Source organism: Agrobacterium sp. SORGH_AS_0440, assembly GCF_031453135.1.
Taxonomy (GTDB): Bacteria; Pseudomonadota; Alphaproteobacteria; order Rhizobiales; family Rhizobiaceae; genus Agrobacterium; species Agrobacterium pusense.
Genome location: NZ_JAVIYR010000001.1, coordinates 1,395,888 through 1,413,042, shown reverse-complemented (window position 1 = coordinate 1,413,042; position 17,155 = coordinate 1,395,888). Strand labels below are relative to the sequence as shown.

The following is a 17,155-nucleotide window of genomic DNA, read 5'->3' as shown; positions in this document are numbered from 1 at the left end:
ACGTCATGACATCCGATGCGTGCAACATGAATGCCGGGGAAACCGTTCAGGAGGCCTGCGTGGCTGAACAATCAGCCAAGGGCGGTCACCTGCCTTCCCAACCGGCACCGATCAGTCCCCCTCGGTTTCAGCGTTCTCTCCGCCCCGCATCATCGTCAGCAGCGGTTCGCGCGCGATGTTTTCTTCGATCCGCTGATGGCCAGAGGTTTCCGGTAGAGCCTTCTTGAAGTTTGCTGCGTAATCCTTCGGCATTTTCGGTGGCATCATCGGTTCGTATCTATCGACATTGGCCTGGATAATGACCGGTCCCTCCACTGCGAACGCCTCGTCAAGAACCCGCTCGATCTCATCAAATGTGGAGATCGTGAAACCTCTTCCCCCCATTGCATCTGCCGCCGCGGCAAAGTCGATCGGCGCGAGTTCGCAGGCGAATTGCGGGTGGCCGAGGAACATCATCTGCTCCCAGGCGATCTGGTTCAACATTCCATTGCATATGACCAGGATCCTGAGCGGCAGGCGATGCCGCACGGCGGTGGAAAATTCGCCCAGTTGCATTGCAAGGCCGCCATCGCCCACAACCGCATGCACATGCCGGCCGGGACACGCCAGTCCTGCGGCAATTGCATAGGGCAAACCGGAGGCCATCGAGGCGAGTGCACCCGAAACGGAAAAGGCATTTGTGGTCCTAAGATCGATGTGGCGCGCCGCCAACTCGGTATTCTGGCCTGAGTCGGTCACGAGCATTGCGTCCGAACCCATGCGTCGCCCGAAGGCATGAGCCACCGGCTGCGGCTTCAATGGGTGCGAGCGGTCCGAGGTGAGAAGCGCCATCTGCTCACGCCACCCGCGCATCTGGTCCTGTGCGGCTTCAAGAAAAGACCGGTCGCCCTTTTTGTCCAGCATGGCGTTCAGGCGGCGCAATATGTCGCCCGCATCGCCCACAAGGCCACACTGCACCGGATGACGAAGCCCAATGCGTTGCGGGTCGAGATCGATCTGGACTGCCTTGACTGCCCGGGGATCAGGGTAAAATTCGATATAGGGAAAAGTCGATCCGACAATCAGCAACGTGTCGCAGTTTTTCATGATTTCCTGGGATGGTGCAGTGCCCAGGATACCGATACCGCCGGTGGTGTATGGGTCGTCATCATCCAAGGCCGCCTTGCCGAGAAGCGCCTTCGCCACCGGTGCGCCCAGCAGTTCCGCGCTTTGCTTCAGCTGGTCGCGAGCTTCGATAGCACCGCGCCCGGCCAGGATAGCCACCCTTTTTCCGCCGTTGAGCAAGCCGGCGGCCTCTCGGACAAGATTGTCAGCGGGTTCGTGGCGGTAAGAGAACCATTCATTCGGAACGTGCCTCGGCAGGTTTCGCCGGGATCGGCCTTCCTCTTCTGCCGGCTTTTCCTGCGTGTCGTTGGCGACCGAAAGATGCGCCACACCGCGGCGGGCGAGAGCGGTCCGGCAGGCAAGGCTGGCGACATTTTCCATATGTGCCGCGTCGCTGACAACAGTATTGTAGACGCTGACATCTTCAAAGACCCGTGTCAGGTCAACATCCTGCTGCGTGAAGGTTTCGACTAGGTCATGATATTGCATCCCGGTGATCGCAAGGACAGGAACCTGATCGAGTTTGGCATCATAGAGGCCTGTCAGCAGATTGGTGCCGCCGGGTCCCGAGGTCGCGAGACAGACCCCCAGCTTTCCCGTCCATTTGGCGTAGGCCGTCGCTATGAAGGCCGCAGACTGCTCATGCCGGGTCTGGATAAACCTTACGGCGTCCTGACGCTTGCGCAGCGCTTCCATCACGCCATTGATACCATCGCCCGGAAGACCGAAGACGGTATCGACGTTCCATTCGATCAATGTCTCCACCAGAATATCGGCTGCTGTGGTCATTGTCCGTTCCTCGCTCCTGTCGCACCCCACCGATTGCCGTCGGGATGCTCATTTTCCAAGAGAGTCGTATTCGGCTCCACGATACGACGCTGTCGGGGTCATCGCCGCGGCCGAAGCGAGCCCCAAGGCAGCAGACCCGTCACCCAGGCACGCGCCCCTCCACACGGCTTGCCCACCGGGTTCAGATGATCGGCTTGCCGCCGGTCACGGCTATGGTTGCGCCGGACACATAGCTCGACAGAGGCTCAGCCAGCATGACATAGGTTGTCGCCAACTCGGCCGGCTGGCCCGGGCGCTTCATCGGCACCTGCTTGCCAAACTCGGCTACTTTTTCCGCGGGCATGGTGGACGGTATGAGGGGTGTCCAGATCGGACCGGGCGCGACCGCATTCGCCCGGATGCCTTTTTCCGCCAGCAGCTGCGCCAGGCCAGCCGTAAAATTCTGGATCGCGCCCTTCGTGGTCGCATAAGCAAGGAGAGTCGGATTGGGACTGTCGGAATTGACGGAGGCGGTGTTGATGATTGCCGCCCCGGCCTTCATGTGTGGAACGGCTGCCTTCGTCAGATAGAACATTGCGTGGATATTGACGGCAAAAGTCATCTCCCACTCGTCGTCACTGATGTCTTCTATTTCGGTGAAGGTGTTCTGATGGGCCGCGTTGTTGACGAGGATGTCGATGCCGCCCAGTTCCGTACGGGCCTTTTCGACAATCTGGCGGCAATGGGAGGATGACTGGATGTCGCCCGCCACCAGAACCGCCCTGCGTCCGGCTTCCTCTACCAGACGCCTCGTTTCTTCAGCGTCATCGTGTTCGTCGAGATACGCTATCAATATATCGGCGCCCTCGCGCGCATAAGCGATGGCGACTGCCCGCCCGATACCGCTATCGCCACCGGTAATGATCGCCTTTTTTCCCTCCAGTCGGCCAGACCCTACATAGGTCTTTTCACCGTGATCAGGAACAGGTGACATCTCATTGGTACGGCCTGGGATTTTCTGTTGCTGTTCTGGAAAAGGGGGCTGCGGGTAACCGGTCATGGAGCTTTCCTGTCTTTCACAAAATAAACAAAGAAATCCCCGCGGCGCGCGCGGGGATCTTTCGGCTATCGGTAGTCACTAGGAGTTTTTATGGCTCTGCTGGCCGGCCTTTACATGCTGCTCATGCGTGCCGCCGCGGGTTTTGCCGTTGTCACCGCTGCCGGAGGCCGATGCAGACTGCGAACGCTTATCGCTGCCTTTATGGCTCTGCTGGCCTGCTTTCACGTGCTGTTCGTGCGTACCACCCTGATTTGCCATGGTATGTCTCCTCATGTTGGTGATTTATCACTCGCGCGCCTCATGGCCCGCACCAGTCGAACTGCGCGGCCCGAAAGGAGTTCCGAGATTTAACATTTCGTGAGGACGTATTTCAGGGACCGGCGTGGAACGCTGGCTCGCGGCCCTTGAGCTTTTGGCCCAGATGGTCGGCAAGCCGCATGGCAAGCGCCACGGCCGGCAAGGTGGGATTGGCGTGCCCGCCCGTCGGGAACACGCAGCTCCCTGCGACATAGAGATTGGTGACACCGTGGACCTTGCAGTCACTGTCGACCACGCCCGCATCGGCTGTTGCGGCCATCCGGGTCAAGCCGATCTGATGGAACCCGTCATAGGCCTGAACACGAAGAGCCTGCCTCCGCTCTGAAGAGGGGTGTAGAAAGTCGAGCTTCCCTACCCCATTTTCCCGCAGCCACTGATCCAGAAAAGCATGGGATTTTTCGATCGACTCCAGATCTTCCTCGCTGACCCGGTAGTCTATCGCAACAGCGGCGGGCCGATCCTCCACGCCGGCGGGAGCCGGCAGAACCGTGCTGGCGTGATCAGGTATCTGCTCTGCGTGATAACGCAGGAGATAGCGCCGTGCCGGATTCACGAGCGGTTTATTGCGATCGCGGCGGCGGAGGAGCTGGCCGACTGTGGCCTGCAGATCGCGAAAAGCCGTCAACGTAGGGACCAGATTCCGGAAATGCTCGCGATAACGAACGCCTGTGCTCAGGCGGGACCCTGCGGCCTTACCCTTGGCCAGCAGACCATAAAGTCCGGTTAATTGCAGCGCTAGAAACAGGGCGGAAAGACCGGCAGAATGGTGAAGCGCGTTCGATATGGAGATGGTATCGAGCCAGAAGACGGAATTGAGCAGACCCAGACGCTGCTGGACATCGCCTGAAAGCTGGAACCTTCGACGGAAAATTCCACCGGAAGGCGCTCTTTGAAAAGACAGCTGTTCCACCGTGGCGTCATTCTCAAGCTCGATCACCGCAATATAACCGGTAAGATGGCCTTGATAATAATGCCCGAGCGTCGGAGAAATACGCTCGGGCTGTTTCTTGCGTAGTTCGTGAAGCAAGCGGACATTGCCCACGCCGCCGCAGGCCAGCACAAGCGTCGTTACCGGAACACGCATGTCGCCATGCCCGTTGCTGAGCCGGACATCCGTAACCGCCCCCGTGTCGTCGACATCGATTGTCGTTGCGGATGTATCCGAAAGAAAATGTATCAAACGGGATTTTTCAATTCGCTCCCGGCATGTCACGCCAAGGTCCGGCTGGCTGCTCCACCACTCGATAGAGTCAAGATGGACATCTCCTGCCGGTGAAGCACCGACGCCCGGCGACAGAGCCGAAGCCCTGACATTCAGAAAGTACAGGGCATCGGCATAATAGCGGCTTATACTCTCATGACCGATCGGCCACCCGGAATTGGGAACATGCGCACGCTCGAGAAAATCAATGTCATCGAACGGCACACAACGCCCGCCCCACAGTGACGTGGTTCCTCCGAGCCCTCCTGCCGTCGAAGAAGCCAGAGGCGCATGGTGGTGGTTTGTAATGCTGGCAAGCCGTCCATCATGGCCATTTCGGCCCGCCTCCACCAGCAGAACACTTACACCCTGTCTTTCGAGGGCAAAGGCAAGCGCGAGCCCGACCGGCCCCGCCCCAATAACGCAAACCTGAAACGATATCGAAGACGCGCCCGGATTGTATTCGACCATCACCCCTCGCTTCCACGGATCATTTCACACTAACGGATGGTGGGGGGTACCTTGCAACGCCAAGTTTTCACCGTTCACTTCGCGCCACTCGCCCCCCCCCGGGCGGGAGCGCCGTACAGGCTAGCCAGAGAGCCCGCCGGACGCAAACCCGAGTGCGAGAGAAGTGCTTATGCGGCAGCGGCTTCGGAACCATGCAGATGAAGAGCAATTTCAAAGCCGCGCCGTTCCAGCCAACGGGCCACGACCCGGGCGCGAGCTTCCAGCGGCTTATCTACGGCAACGGTGCGAGCGGCATCTTTCATAGGCTACACACATGTCTGCCGCGGAGTTTCCGAAACGAAGCCATCGTTAACCGTCGCCCCCCCGCGCTCAGCCCGCGCAGAATTTTTTCTCGACATCGTGATTGCTAACTGGGGCAGTCCCCCTTTCCACCGACTTGGGCGAAAGACAGTGCGGGGCGATTTCTCTTTCAATTTCAAACGGTCACGTTCCCCACACCCCACGCAAATCGCCCAAAGAATTATCAAAATCGCGACACGCGAAATCTTTAGGCACACCCGCTTGCGAAATCGAAAACTTCGTGATTGTATAGACAACTTGAGGGCAGCAATAGAGGGTGGTCAAAAACCCCGGCTACAGAGGATTGTGTGCGTGATAACGTTCGATCAGGTCAGCAAGCATTATCGTGGCGCGACAACGGCTGTAGACAGGTTGTCGCTCACCGCGCCGACAGGAAAATTGACCATTTTCGTTGGCCCCTCAGGCTGCGGCAAGACCACATCGCTGCGCATGATCAACCAGCTGATCACGCCTTCGTCCGGGTCGATCCTTCTTGACGGCGAACCCACGGACAAGATGGACGTAGCGCTGCTGCGGCGTCGGATAGGGTACGTCATCCAGAACGCTGGTCTCTTTCCCCATCGAACGGTGGTGCAGAATATAGCGACGACAGCGCGCCTGAACGGCACCCCCAAGCAGCAGGCGCTTCGCACCGCGCACGATCTGCTGGAGCGCGTAGGACTGTCGGCTGCCTTTGCCGATCGGTATCCGTGGCAGCTATCCGGTGGACAGCAACAGCGTGTCGGCGTTGCCCGGGCTTTGGCGTCGGATCCGAAATTCATGTTGATGGACGAGCCCTTCAGTGCGGTCGATCCGGTCGTTCGCGCACAGTTACAGGATGAATTCCTGCGTCTTCAGCGCGAAATCGGCAAAACCATCATCATGGTGACACATGATATCGACGAGGCACTGAAGCTTGGGGACCAGGTGGCGGTGCTGCGCACCGGCGGTACGCTGGCGCAAATTGCCACGCCACGGGAGTTGCTCGCGCGGCCGGCGGATGAATTCGTCGCAGACTTCATCGGCCGCGATCGCGGCTACCGGATCCTCGGTTTCGCCGAGTTCAAGGAAGGCATTTCTCTTGGCAAGGAGCCGACGGCGCCCCTCGGCACCAGTCCCGAGTCACTCCGTCAGATTGCCACAGACCGTTGGGTCCTGATAACCGACGCCGCAAATCGTCCGCTCGGCTGGGTGGACGTTGAAAGCACCGGAAATACCGTGCGCGAAGGCGACCTTAATCTCAGCGGGACCCTCGCTGTCGAGGGGAGCAGCCTGCGCCACGTCCTCGACGCGGCGCTCAGTTCACCTTCAGGCCGGGGCGTGATTGTGAGGCCGTCCGGCGAACTCGTTGGCACTGTGACCTTGCCTGATGTTGTGGCCGCGATTGAGGCCGCGCGCAACGGCCGTCAGGGGACGAGGTCATGAGGTTCGACTGGTTATACCGCGAATCCGGCCGCATCGCCGAACTGTTCGCCTGGCACGTATGGCTTTCCGTCATCCCCGTTGTGATCGGACTCATCCTGGCGCTGCCCCTCGGATGGCTCGCGCAGCGGGCAGGTCTTTTTCGCTCCGCAATGCTCGGCGCAGCCGGGCTGCTTTACACCATTCCTTCGCTGGCGCTGTTCGTCCTTCTGCCGCTCGTATTGGGTACACGCATCCTCGATCCTCTGAACGTCGTCGTCGCACTGACGATCTATGCGCTGGCTCTTCTGGTGCGAACCGTCAGCGACGGACTGGAGTCGGTGTCGCCGGATGTTGTCCAGGCCGCGAATGCCATGGGGTATCGCCCGATGCATCGTCTGCTCCTCGTCGAGCTTCCCCTCGCCGTTCCCGTGATTGCAGCGGGCCTGCGCGTAGCCGTGGTTTCGAATGTCAGCATCGTCTCGGTCGCGGCGCTCGTGGGGACACCCCAGCTCGGCCTGCTTTTCACACAGGGACTGCAACTGCGCTTTCTGACACCGATCATTGCAGGCATTATCCTGTGTATTGTTCTGGCGGTCCTTCTGGATGGCATTGTGCTTTTCATCGCGCGTCGTCTCACACCGTGGCAGGCTGGAGGTGCTGAAAGATGATCGACTGGTTTTCAAACCCGGCACACTGGACCGGCAATGACGGTGTCTTCGCGCTTATTGTGCAGCACCTGGTGTATAGTTCCATCGCCCTCTTTTTTGCGTGCCTGATCGGCCTGCCGGTCGGCCTCTATGTCGGCCACACCGGCCGTGGCGTTTTCCTGATTGCCGGTCTCGCCAATGCCTTACGTGCACTTCCGAGCCTTGGCCTGATCGTTCTGCTGGTAATCCTGTTCGGACCCGTCTTTGCGTCAGACATGGCCTTTATTCTCCCCAGCATCGTCGTTCTGGTGCTTCTGGCGGTGCCGCCCATCATGAATGGCACATATGCCGGCGTGGCGGCGGTTGATCCGGCCGCGGTCGATGCGGCGCGCGGCATGGGCAAACGCCCGCTCGACATTCTCTTCGATGTGGAACTGCCATGCGCACTGCCGCTGATCTTTTCCGGTCTGCGCAGCGCGACATTGCAAATCATTTCAACCGCAACGATCGCCGCTTACGTGTCACTCGGCGGACTGGGCCGCTTGATCATCGATGGGCGGGCGCAAAACGACTATTATCAGATGGCAGCGGGCGCCGTGCTTGTTGGCGCTCTGGCGCTGGCCGTCGACCTGACGATAGGCATCATCTCGAAGCTGACGATCTCACCCGGACTGACGCGCCGCCATTAGGCGCGACATGCCCGAAACACCGACGCATTTTCACCCAAGTAAAAAACAAGAGGAGCAGCTGCATGGCATTCAGGATTTTAAAAGCCGCTGGCGCATTGGCCTTCATGGCGCTTTCGGCGACCACATCGTTTGGCCAGACCGACCCGCTGGGCGCGGCCCCGGCGGCGCGAACGGACACCTCGACCATCATCGTCGGCTCTGCCGACTTCCCCGAAAGCCAGCTTCTGGCGACCATCTACGCCAAGGCGCTTGCTGCAAAGGGCATCAAGGTGGAGACGAAACTCAGCATCGGCAGCCGTGAGGTCTACATCCCCGCCCTGCTCGACGGCTCGATCGATCTCCTGCCCGAATATGCGGGTGCGACGCTGAGCTATCTCGACAAAAACGCCACGGCGCACGCACCGGCGGACGTGGCGGCTGCGCTCAAGGCCGCTCTGCCAAAGGGCGTGTCGATGCTGACGCCATCTGAAGCACAGGACTCGGACGGCGTCGCCGTGACACGCGCAACCGCCGAGAAATACAAGCTGAAGACAATTGCCGATCTGGCACCGGTCGCCTCAGAATTGGTGCTCGGCGGTCCGCCGGAATGGAAAACCCGTAAAGAAGGCATCATCGGCCTCAAGGACATTTACGGCCTGGAGTTCAAGTCCTTCAAGTCGCTCGATGTCGGCGGTCCCTTGACGCTGTCTGCGCTGGTGAACGATCAGGTGCAGGCGGCAAACCTTTTCTCGACGGATCCCGCCATTGCCGCCAATGATCTCATCATTCTTGAAGATGTGAAGAACCTCTTCCCGGCACAGAACATCGTCCCGGTTATCGCGACACCAAAGGTCAGCGATGTCGTGACAACGACGCTCAACGCCGTATCCGCAGCCTTGACCACCAAGGATCTCATCGTCATGAACGGTCGACTGGCCAATCATGACAGCTTCGACGTCGTCGCCGAAGAGTGGCTCACGGCTCACAAGTTGAAATGATCATCATTTGCGGGTATGGCCCACCCATACCCGCATACATGCATTTCCCTATGTCAGACGCCGAGATTTCGGGCTGTGACGACCAAGCGACTTGGAACCCATGCACACGGTAAAGAAACAGGTCGAAAATCGGCAGGATGAAGCGGCAATTTCCCCGCCGCTTTACGTCAAACTCAAGGACTACGTTCGCAGCCGCGTCGAAACGGGCGAATGGTCGATCGGCCAGCGTGTACCATCGGAGAATGAACTGGTGGACATGCTCGGTGTCAGCCGCATGACCGCCAACCGGGCGCTGCGCGAACTGGCGGACGAAGGATTTCTGGTCCGTGTCCGAGGCAAAGGCTCGTTCGTTGCAAGCAAAAAGCGAACGTCCCAATTCCAAAGTGTTCCCAATATTGCCGACGAGATCAACCAGAATGGCGGCATTCACACGGCAAAGATCGTTCTGCTTCGCATGGAGACATGCGATGCCGAACTCGCCGAAGCGCTTTCTGTCGATGTGGGCGCGACGGTTGCTCATTCGATTATCGTCCACGCGGAAGATTCCGTCCCGATGCAGATCGAAGATCGTTTCGTAAACCACGGGATCGTCCCGGATTACGTCAATCAGGACTTCAGCACCAGAACGCCGAACGGCTATCTCACCGCCGTGGCACCGATCATCAGGGCTGAACAACATATCGAGGCCGTTACAGCGCAGCCTTGGGAATGCAAGCTTTTGGCGATCTCCAAAGCAGAGCCCTGCCTTCTGGTGCGACGCCGGACATGGTCTGACGTTGGCGTCATCTCGTCGGTGCGCCTGCTCTATCCCGGAAGCCGCTACCGCCTGTACAGCACCTGATACACAGGCAGGCGTACAAACCGGATCAGTCAATGGCAACACAATGTCGTCGTCTTCCGTCTAGACGGCGTTCCCCGAGGAGAACCTCATGACGGTCATGCTGGACAAGGCCCTGAGCTGGCACGATGTCGCCCTTGTGAGCCAAGGCGATCATCTCGTCCTTTCGGACGAAGCCTACCGGCGGATCGAAAGGGCAAGCCGAATTGTCGACGGCATCGTTGAAAACGGTATCCGTGCCTATGGCGTCAACACAGGTGTTGGCGCTCTGGCTGACACGGTGGTCGATCGCGCTGCCCAGGGAAAGCTTTCCCGCAGTATCGTTCTCAGTCACGCCTGCGGCGTCGGCCCATTGCTTGGCCGTCACGAGGTACGCGCAATCATTGCCTCACAAATAGCCAACTTCGCCCATGGTTACTCCGGTGTCCGCAGGGAGATCGTTGCCCATCTGACGAGGTTCCTGGAATGCGACTGTATCCCTGATGTGCCCTCAAAAGGGTCAGCCGGATATTTGATACATAATGCCCATATTGCGCTCGTGTTGATTGGCGAAGGCAGGGCAAAGCTCGGTGGCAAATCATTCAGCGGTCGGGACGCTTTGGCGGAAATGGGCCTTCAACCGCTCGTTCTTGGCGCCAAGGAAGGTTTGAGCCTTGTCAATGGCACGTCATGTGCGACGGGCCTCTCCAGTGTCGCTCTGGCACGCGCAGCACGGCTGCTTGATTGGGCGGATGCTATTGCCGCGCTGACTCTGGAAGCGGTCGGTTGCCAGATGTCGGCCTTCGAAGAAGCCGTGCTCTCGCTACGCTCCTCACCGGGCATGGCAACGGTGGGAAAAGCCCTCAGGACGCGTCTTGAAGGCAGCGGTCTCATCGAAGCGTCGCTTGGCAAGCGTACACAGGATGCCCTCAGCCTGCGCGCCATTCCCCACGCGCATGGCGCGGCACGCGATGTGTTCGATAGCTGCGCGACCATCATCGACCGAGAACTGGCCTCCGTGACAGACAATCCGGCGCTCGCCGGGTCACCGGAAGAGCCCATCGTATGGTCGCAGGCTCACGCGGTGGCCCCGGCCCTTGGACAGGCAGCCGATAGTCTTGCCATCGCACTCTCCCAGATCGCGGCGATGAGCGAACGGCGGATTGACAGGCTCGTCAACCCTCTGGTGAGCGGGCTTCCTCCATTTCTCGCTTCCGATCCCGGCAGCCATTCCGGTTTCATGATCGCGCAATATACCGCAGCTGCGCTGTCCAACGAAAACCGGCGACTTGCGGCGCCCGCTTCCACCGATGGCGGGCTGACCTCCGCTCTGCAAGAAGACTTCCTGGCCCATCCAACCGCCGCCGCCAACAAGCTCCTCGCAATTATCGAAAATGCCGAATATATCCTGTCGATAGAATGGATGGCGGCGACACAGGCGCATGATTTCATTGAATCCGTTGCGGCAAGGGCGCCCGGTACCGACGCGCTCTACGGCCTGCTCCGCACCCATGTCGCCCCTTACTCGGATGACCGGCCGCCTTCGGCGGACATCGAGGCTATCCGATCCCTTATGTCGCAAAACACGCCGCCAAACTGATATGAGGCGGCGCTACAGGCACATGCAAAACCGACTGACGGCCACACTGTTTCCAGCTTCTCCGTCACATCGCGAGTTTAATATCCATACCCTTAGCGCGGATGAAGGGCAGGCCTCTGCGCCGCGCGGTCCAGCCGACAACGTGAAGGCCTGCTGCTGCCGGCTCATATCGTTGGGCAATCATCCAGGATTTGCAATCAATCGCGGCAATATCGGCATCACCGTGGGCAACGGCAATCACCGAAGCGCGGTGCGAGCCGGTCTCAACCAGTTCCCGGAACATATCGAGGCCTTGACCGGCCGCCTGTAAATCGCGTTTGAGGCTGAGATAACCGGACAGGGACCGGTGCTCATTAAACGCCAGCCTTTTCTGACTGAAAAATCCGAGCGGCAGAAATGCCTCGCCTTCCTCGGACGGGGCGACATCGTCGCTGCCTTCACCAATCCGGGCGATGAGGGCACTTGAGTAAGATGAACCCGCGCCGCCTGTGATCCCGTCATAATTGCCTTGACCGATGACCTCGACGTGTTCTTCGAGGCCAAGCTCCATAGGACCCCAGCATGTCTGGGAAACGAGAAGGTTTGGATGGCGCCACAAGACTGCGAGATCGAGGGAGAAAGGATCAAGCGTGGCAGGATCCGGAGCGATGACGGATCCTGCCTCATCACGAATGCCACCGGGAACGGGCGGCATATCTGCGTTGCGCCGGACAAGGCGCTCGGGAGCATCGATGCCTTGCGCAAGAAATCTTACGCGCATTCCCGCCCACACGGCATCGGTCTCAGCACGCAATTCCGGCCAGTCATACATCGGCAGCGCCGCTATCAAGGTCACGTTGAGGCGTCCGATCTCAAGGAATTATCGGGCATCACGTAGGCTACGAAATCAGTTGGCACATAGGCGACGGCCGTTGTTGCGGGAACCAATTCGGGCCGTCCCAATACGGGATGCACTACCGGCTCTTTCGCACGGAAGGCAAAAGCGCGGAAAACCTCGAAGTAATTGGCAAAAACATAGCCCTCGTTCATCGTCTGCCATTCGGCGCGTCTGGCTTTATAAAGCGATGGCAGCTTATACCACGCTGCAGTCGGCAGCTTGTGATGCACGAAATGCAGGTTGTTGTAGAGAAACAGGGGGGCCAGAACAGAGTTCTCGACGATGATCGTCCGCCCGTCCGGCCGCTCGGCCCACTGGTGCTCACAATAGGAGCGGATGGCGATGATGGAAATGCCGAGATAGGCAGCGACACCGATATATTGCCAGAGCGGAATACCGAACAGCAGGGATATGACCAGCAACGTGGGAATGAGACCAGCCATATGCAGGACCCAGGCATAGATGACCCGCCGGTCGCCTTTGGCGATCTTTCGCCACTCTGATATCGTGAATCCGACGACCATCAGCGGCGGACCGATCAGAAGGCGTCCAATCAGCGTGTTGTTCCATCCGAGCAATGTCTTTAAAAATCCAGGCAAAGTCTCCCAGTCGCCCATGGCGCGGTAATAGCTTTCCGGGTCATCGAACGGGTCCGTCAGCCGCTCATCCGCATGGTGCTGCAGATGTGTCCGCTTGTAGCTGCGGTAGGGATAGAAAATGCCAAGCGGGGCAAACACCAGTGCTTCATTGAGCCTTGCGTTGCGGGTCGGATGCCCATGCAGCACCTCGTGCTGAAGTGATGAATGCAACGCGACAGCGATGCCCATCAAGACAAGCGCTGCAAAGGGATAAAGCGGATAGAGGGCGTAACCAGCGCCGGCCCAGAGACCATAACAGACGATCAGCAATCCTATCGTCGGCCACTCGATCCTGAGCGACTTCGGGCGAGGCCGGCTTACTGCGTTGGATTCACTGGCAATGTCACTCATAATATCCCTCGATTAGAATGTAATGAGAGATTTTCACCCCAGGGGGCGGTACACAACGGGATTATGGTTACCAACCGTTGATTTTGATCACAAAAAGTAGAATATGGTGATAATTGTAAACAACGAGGTGAAAAGTGGACAAGCGCGCGCTTTCCAACTTGTTTCGCATCAGGCTGACGGAGCTGGTCTCCCGCTCTGGATTAAGTCATTCGGCCTTTGCAGCCGAAATCGGGATCGACCGATCGGCTCTGTCGCAACTTCTATCAAGCGATTCGGCGCGGCTGCCGCGCGTCGAAACGCTTCTGAATATTGCCGAACGTCATTCCGTTTCACTGGACTGGCTGCTTGGCATTTCGCACGATCCGGGGCTGATGGGCGAACTGCGCCCGAGCTTCGAGATAGAGGAAGGTGGCGAAGACTACACCGACACCCTCCTGATGAAGTGGCATGCAGAGGCCGCGGGCTCCAAGATACGCTACGTGCCGGCCCGTATTCCCGACCTGCTCCGCACGCCACAGATCATCGCATTCGAGGCGAGATCCGCGCATCAAAGCGTCAAGGCGCAAGCAAGCGAAACGGCATTCAGGCTCGATTACAATCGTCAACCCGGCACGGACATGGAAGTGTGTATGCCACGCGAGACACTTGAGGCGTTTGCCCAGGGGAGCGGCATGTGGCGGGGACTGAAAAGGGAGATACGTGCCGAGCAGCTTCAGTACATGTCAAACCTGATCAATGAACTCTATCCGTCGTTCAGATTGTTCCTGTTTAATGAGAAAGAACGGTTTTCCGTGCCCTATACGATTTTCGGATCGCAACGCGCTGCGATTTTCGTCGGCGGCATGTATCTCGTGCTGAACAATGCTGAATCCATCCGAAAGATGCAGCGGCACTTCGATGAGTTGATCCGCTTCACGCGTGTTCACGCGCATCAGACTGCCGACTTCGTCAGGACGCTCGAAGTTTCGTGAAGCGAGCCCTCGGCATCCGCCGTCCAGAAATCATCCGACACAAGGCCTGCAACGCCATCTAAATCCGGACTGAGCCGCCGCGTCGTTCACACTGTGCCCGCCTTTGGGGTCATTCTCACACACTCCGGCTGCTTCCGCCGTTCCGGGGCTCTTCCTGTTCTCACAATACCGGGCGCGCCGTCCGCCTCAGTGAGATCGCCATATTCGCGGACAACAATGGTGACGGTTGCCTGATGCCCACGCGGCGCGACCGGAACTTTCGTTGGTGGCGAAGGTTGGGGCAGGACAATATTGCTTCACACCTCAAAGGGAGAATGAAATGGGCACCGATCGCGAGGAATGGATTTCGAAGCGCGCTTACGAACTGTGGGAGCAGGCCGGTCGTCCGGAAGGTCAGGACGAAGAGCAGTGGCATGCCGCAAGTGCCGAGTGGGAAAGTGAATTCGGTCCGGTCGACGCCCCGGTCCCGGACGGCGCAGCGGAGGAAAACCTGTCACCGCAAACGTAACAGAAGCTCGATTTCACCACAAAACTGCCAGACTGTTCAGGAGCGGCGCAACGTCCTGAACAGTCGCTCATCTCCGGGGCGATAATACCAGCGCCCGCAGGTCTTTGTCTGTTCCGGCCGACATCGGATAACTCACTCGCGAAACCGAATGGCCCATGCCTCTGGCTGCAAGATTGTCGCCATACGGGAGGGAACGTTCCTGACGCATTTGTGTTTCTCATGCGACGAAAACACCGCGTCTCCACTCACCCGCAAGATCCCACCCGTTTTCCAGAGGCATCCATGATCAGCAGAAACTCCCGTATTCTCGCCGGTGACCACCGTCAACTCGGCGCGACTGTGGACCGAGATGGCGTGAATTTCGCGCTGTTCAGCGCCCATGCGGAGCGGGTGGAACTCTGCCTGTTTTCAAACGATGGGACCGCGGAGATCGAACGCCTCGAGCTTCCGGAATACACCAACGAGGTCTGGCACGGCTATGTACCGGGCCTGAAAGAAGGCGCCGTTTACGGTTACCGCGTTTACGGGCCGTTCGAACCCGAAAGCGGGCACCGGTTCAACCCTAACAAGCTTCTGCTCGATCCCTATGCGCGCGAAGTCGTGGGCGACATAGAGTGGGGCCAGCCGCAATTTGCTTACGTGACAGACAGCCCGGACAAGGACTTGTCCTTCGACGACACTGACAGCGCGCCGTTTGTGCCAAAGGCTCGCGTGGTCGCCAGGTCCGACGCGCCAAGGGGTCAACAGCGCCCCGACGTTCCCTGGTCGAAGACAATATTTTATGAGACCCACGTCAAGGGTTTCACGCAGCTTCACCCCGCTGTTCCGGAAGCTCTCCGAGGCACATTTGAGGGCCTTGGGGAGAAAGAGATCGTCGACTACGTCAAGAGTCTGGGGGTTACCTCCATTGAGCTGCTTCCGGTACATTGGTTTCCGGACGACGCCCATTTGCTGGAAAAAGGTCTGAAAAACTATTGGGGATATAATACGCTTGCCTTCTTCGCTCCGGCGAACCGCTACATGGGTCCGCGGGGCATCCAGGGCTTTCGGGACATGGTTCGCGCTTTCCATGGCGCCGGGATCGAGGTCATCCTGGACGTCGTCTACAATCACACCGCCGAAGGCAATGAGATGGGACCAACCCTCTCTTTCAGAGGCATCGACAACTTCTCCTATTACCGCACAATGCCGGACGAACCGCGCTACTACATCAACGACACCGGCACCGGAAACACGGTAAACACTTCCCACCCGCGCGTTTTGCAGATGGTTACGGACTCGTTGCGCTACTGGGCGCAGGAGATGGAGATCGACGGGTTCCGATTTGATCTCGGCACGATCCTGGGACGCGAGCCGGAAGGGTTCGACCAGCGCGGCGGTTTCTTCGATGCCGTCGGGCAGGATCCCGTGCTGTCACGTCTGAAGCTTGTTGGAGAACCGTGGGACATTGGGCCGGGCGGCTATCAAGTCGGCGGGTTTCCGCCAGGCTGGGCCGAGTGGAACGACAAGTACCGCGATACCGTGCGGGATTACTGGAGAAACAGGGATGGCACGACCAGAGATTTCGCCGCCCGTATCCTCGGCTCCGGCGATGTTTATGACTTGCGCGGCCGTCGTCCCTGGTCCGGCGTAAATTTCCTGACAGCGCATGACGGCTTCACGCTCAACGATCTCGTTTCATATAACGACAAGCACAATGAGGCGAACGGGGAGGATAACAAGGACGGTCATGGCGACAACCGAAGCTTTAATTTTGGCGTGGAAGGGCCATCCGATGACGAGGGAGTGATTACTCTCCGCGACCGTCAGAAGCGAAATTTTCTTGCGACGCTTTTTCTTTCTCATGGAACACCGATGCTTCTGGCTGGCGACGAGTTTGGCCGCAGCCAGATGGGCAACAACAATGCCTACTGCCAGGATAACGAACTGAGCTGGGTGCATTGGGAGGATCTACCCGCAAGCGCCGCACAACTGCGCGATTTCGCCCGCAGATTGATTTCGCTGCGTCACGAACATTCGATTTTGAGGCGCGACGACTGGCGCGACGGAATGGTCATAACGTGGTACAACCCGGCGGCCAGCGAGCAGACCCGGGAGCAATGGGATGATCCCGGCGCCACCACCATCGGGCTGCGTGTTCGCCGCGATCACGATGAGGAAGAAGGTTGGGATGATATCCTCATCCTGTTCAATCCCCATGACGGGTCCGTTCCATTCGCTCTTCCGGAGGTAAGCGGAGGATGGGTGGAAGTCCTCACGACAGTCGATCCCGAAGCGACTGACCGAAAAATCGAAGCCGCCGAATATGTTCTTATCGACCGTAGCCTCGTGCTATTGCGTGCGGGAAAACAACCTTAAAGCGGAAAAAGAGCGCTTCGCAGGATAGTATCCTGTTCGGGGCCGGCGCCGGCCCAC

General features: G+C 58.8%; 15 protein-coding genes. 9 read left to right on the top strand and 6 right to left on the bottom strand.

Features of this window, described 5'->3' with window-relative positions; genetic code table 11:
• Window positions 1-111: 111 nt before the first annotated feature.
• The 4 genes from QE453_RS06490 to QE453_RS06475 all read right to left on the bottom strand — a co-directional run bounded on the left by QE453_RS06490 (window position 112) and on the right by QE453_RS06475 (window position 4,922).
• Window positions 112-1,893: a thiamine pyrophosphate-binding protein gene (locus tag QE453_RS06490; protein WP_309776542.1), complete on the bottom strand. Its 1,782-nt coding sequence runs from the start codon at window positions 1,891-1,893 to the stop codon at window positions 112-114.
• 181 nt (window positions 1,894-2,074) lie between these two features.
• Window positions 2,075-2,932, bottom strand: coding sequence for an SDR family oxidoreductase (locus QE453_RS06485; RefSeq protein ID WP_022563535.1), 858 nt, complete (start codon window positions 2,930-2,932; stop codon window positions 2,075-2,077).
• A gap of 78 nt (window positions 2,933-3,010) precedes the next feature.
• Window positions 3,011-3,190, bottom strand: a complete 180-nt coding sequence (locus QE453_RS06480) for a hypothetical protein (protein ID WP_006698694.1) — start codon at window positions 3,188-3,190, stop codon at window positions 3,011-3,013.
• Window positions 3,191-3,302: 112 nt separating this feature from the next.
• On the bottom strand, window positions 3,303-4,922 hold the full coding sequence (locus QE453_RS06475) for an FAD-dependent oxidoreductase (protein ID WP_004438140.1): 1,620 nt from the start codon (window positions 4,920-4,922) through the stop codon (window positions 3,303-3,305).
• 651 nt (window positions 4,923-5,573) lie between these two features.
• Between QE453_RS06475 and QE453_RS06465 the strand changes: the two genes are divergently transcribed.
• From QE453_RS06465 to hutH, 6 genes are all read left to right on the top strand, one after another.
• Complete coding sequence (locus tag QE453_RS06465) at window positions 5,574-6,686, top strand: ABC transporter ATP-binding protein (protein ID WP_037090984.1); 1,113 nt, start codon at window positions 5,574-5,576, stop codon at window positions 6,684-6,686.
• Complete coding sequence (locus QE453_RS06460; protein WP_004438137.1) at window positions 6,683-7,333, top strand: ABC transporter permease; 651 nt, start codon at window positions 6,683-6,685, stop codon at window positions 7,331-7,333. The genes QE453_RS06465 and QE453_RS06460 overlap by 4 nt, the downstream gene beginning before the upstream one ends.
• Window positions 7,330-8,001: an ABC transporter permease gene (locus QE453_RS06455; protein WP_142186366.1), complete on the top strand. Its 672-nt coding sequence runs from the start codon at window positions 7,330-7,332 to the stop codon at window positions 7,999-8,001. The genes QE453_RS06460 and QE453_RS06455 overlap by 4 nt, the downstream gene beginning before the upstream one ends.
• Before the next feature lie 62 nt (window positions 8,002-8,063).
• Window positions 8,064-8,978, top strand: coding sequence for an ABC transporter substrate-binding protein (locus QE453_RS06450; RefSeq protein ID WP_044459746.1), 915 nt, complete (start codon window positions 8,064-8,066; stop codon window positions 8,976-8,978).
• Window positions 8,979-9,078: 100 nt separating this feature from the next.
• Window positions 9,079-9,819, top strand: a complete 741-nt coding sequence (gene hutC / locus QE453_RS06445; RefSeq protein WP_034498429.1) for a histidine utilization repressor — start codon at window positions 9,079-9,081, stop codon at window positions 9,817-9,819.
• Between the two features lie 88 nt (window positions 9,820-9,907).
• Window positions 9,908-11,395: a histidine ammonia-lyase gene (gene hutH, locus QE453_RS06440; protein ID WP_111813485.1), complete on the top strand. Its 1,488-nt coding sequence runs from the start codon at window positions 9,908-9,910 to the stop codon at window positions 11,393-11,395.
• A 64-nt stretch (window positions 11,396-11,459) separates the two neighbouring features.
• On the opposite strand, the gene QE453_RS06435 is transcribed toward hutH, so the two are convergent.
• Together QE453_RS06435 and QE453_RS06430 are read right to left on the bottom strand one after the other, a co-directional pair.
• A complete protein-coding gene (locus QE453_RS06435) occupies window positions 11,460-12,206 on the bottom strand; it encodes a phosphate/phosphite/phosphonate ABC transporter substrate-binding protein (RefSeq protein ID WP_142186689.1) in 747 nt (248 codons plus the stop codon).
• Window positions 12,207-12,226: 20 nt separating this feature from the next.
• Complete coding sequence (locus QE453_RS06430) at window positions 12,227-13,261, bottom strand: fatty acid desaturase (protein ID WP_022563528.1); 1,035 nt, start codon at window positions 13,259-13,261, stop codon at window positions 12,227-12,229.
• A gap of 134 nt (window positions 13,262-13,395) precedes the next feature.
• On the opposite strand from QE453_RS06430, the gene QE453_RS06425 reads away from it, so the two are divergent.
• The 3 genes from QE453_RS06425 (at window position 13,396) to glgX (ending at window position 17,098) form a co-directional block, all read left to right on the top strand.
• Complete coding sequence (locus QE453_RS06425; protein WP_006698704.1) at window positions 13,396-14,232, top strand: helix-turn-helix domain-containing protein; 837 nt, start codon at window positions 13,396-13,398, stop codon at window positions 14,230-14,232.
• 319 nt (window positions 14,233-14,551) lie between these two features.
• Window positions 14,552-14,740 (top strand): DUF2934 domain-containing protein, encoded by a 189-nt coding sequence (locus QE453_RS06420; RefSeq protein WP_004438121.1) that lies wholly within the window; start codon window positions 14,552-14,554, stop codon window positions 14,738-14,740.
• A 282-nt stretch (window positions 14,741-15,022) separates the two neighbouring features.
• A complete protein-coding gene (gene glgX, locus QE453_RS06415; RefSeq protein WP_309776541.1) occupies window positions 15,023-17,098 on the top strand; it encodes a glycogen debranching protein GlgX in 2,076 nt (691 codons plus the stop codon).
• The last annotated feature ends 57 nt before the right edge of the window (window positions 17,099-17,155 follow it).

Bases quoted from the DNA above. Each gene is read 5' to 3' on its own strand.
- QE453_RS06490 (WP_309776542.1), bottom strand. From the start codon at position 1,893: ATGACCACAGCAGCCGATATTCTGGTGGAGACATTGATCGAATGGAAC.
- QE453_RS06485 (WP_022563535.1), bottom strand. From the start codon at position 2,932: ATGACCGGTTACCCGCAGCCCCCTTTTCCAGAACAGCAACAGAAAATC.
- QE453_RS06480 (WP_006698694.1), bottom strand. From the start codon at position 3,190: ATGGCAAATCAGGGTGGTACGCACGAACAGCACGTGAAAGCAGGCCAG.
- QE453_RS06475 (WP_004438140.1), bottom strand. From the start codon at position 4,922: ATGGTCGAATACAATCCGGGCGCGTCTTCGATATCGTTTCAGGTTTGC.
- QE453_RS06460 (WP_004438137.1), top strand. From the start codon at position 6,683: ATGAGGTTCGACTGGTTATACCGCGAATCCGGCCGCATCGCCGAACTG.
- QE453_RS06455 (WP_142186366.1), top strand. From the start codon at position 7,330: ATGATCGACTGGTTTTCAAACCCGGCACACTGGACCGGCAATGACGGT.
- QE453_RS06450 (WP_044459746.1), top strand. From the start codon at position 8,064: ATGGCATTCAGGATTTTAAAAGCCGCTGGCGCATTGGCCTTCATGGCG.
- hutC (WP_034498429.1), top strand. From the start codon at position 9,079: ATGCACACGGTAAAGAAACAGGTCGAAAATCGGCAGGATGAAGCGGCA.
- hutH (WP_111813485.1), top strand. From the start codon at position 9,908: ATGACGGTCATGCTGGACAAGGCCCTGAGCTGGCACGATGTCGCCCTT.
- QE453_RS06435 (WP_142186689.1), bottom strand. From the start codon at position 12,206: ATGTATGACTGGCCGGAATTGCGTGCTGAGACCGATGCCGTGTGGGCG.
- QE453_RS06430 (WP_022563528.1), bottom strand. From the start codon at position 13,261: ATGAGTGACATTGCCAGTGAATCCAACGCAGTAAGCCGGCCTCGCCCG.
- QE453_RS06420 (WP_004438121.1), top strand. From the start codon at position 14,552: ATGGGCACCGATCGCGAGGAATGGATTTCGAAGCGCGCTTACGAACTG.
- glgX (WP_309776541.1), top strand. From the start codon at position 15,023: ATGATCAGCAGAAACTCCCGTATTCTCGCCGGTGACCACCGTCAACTC.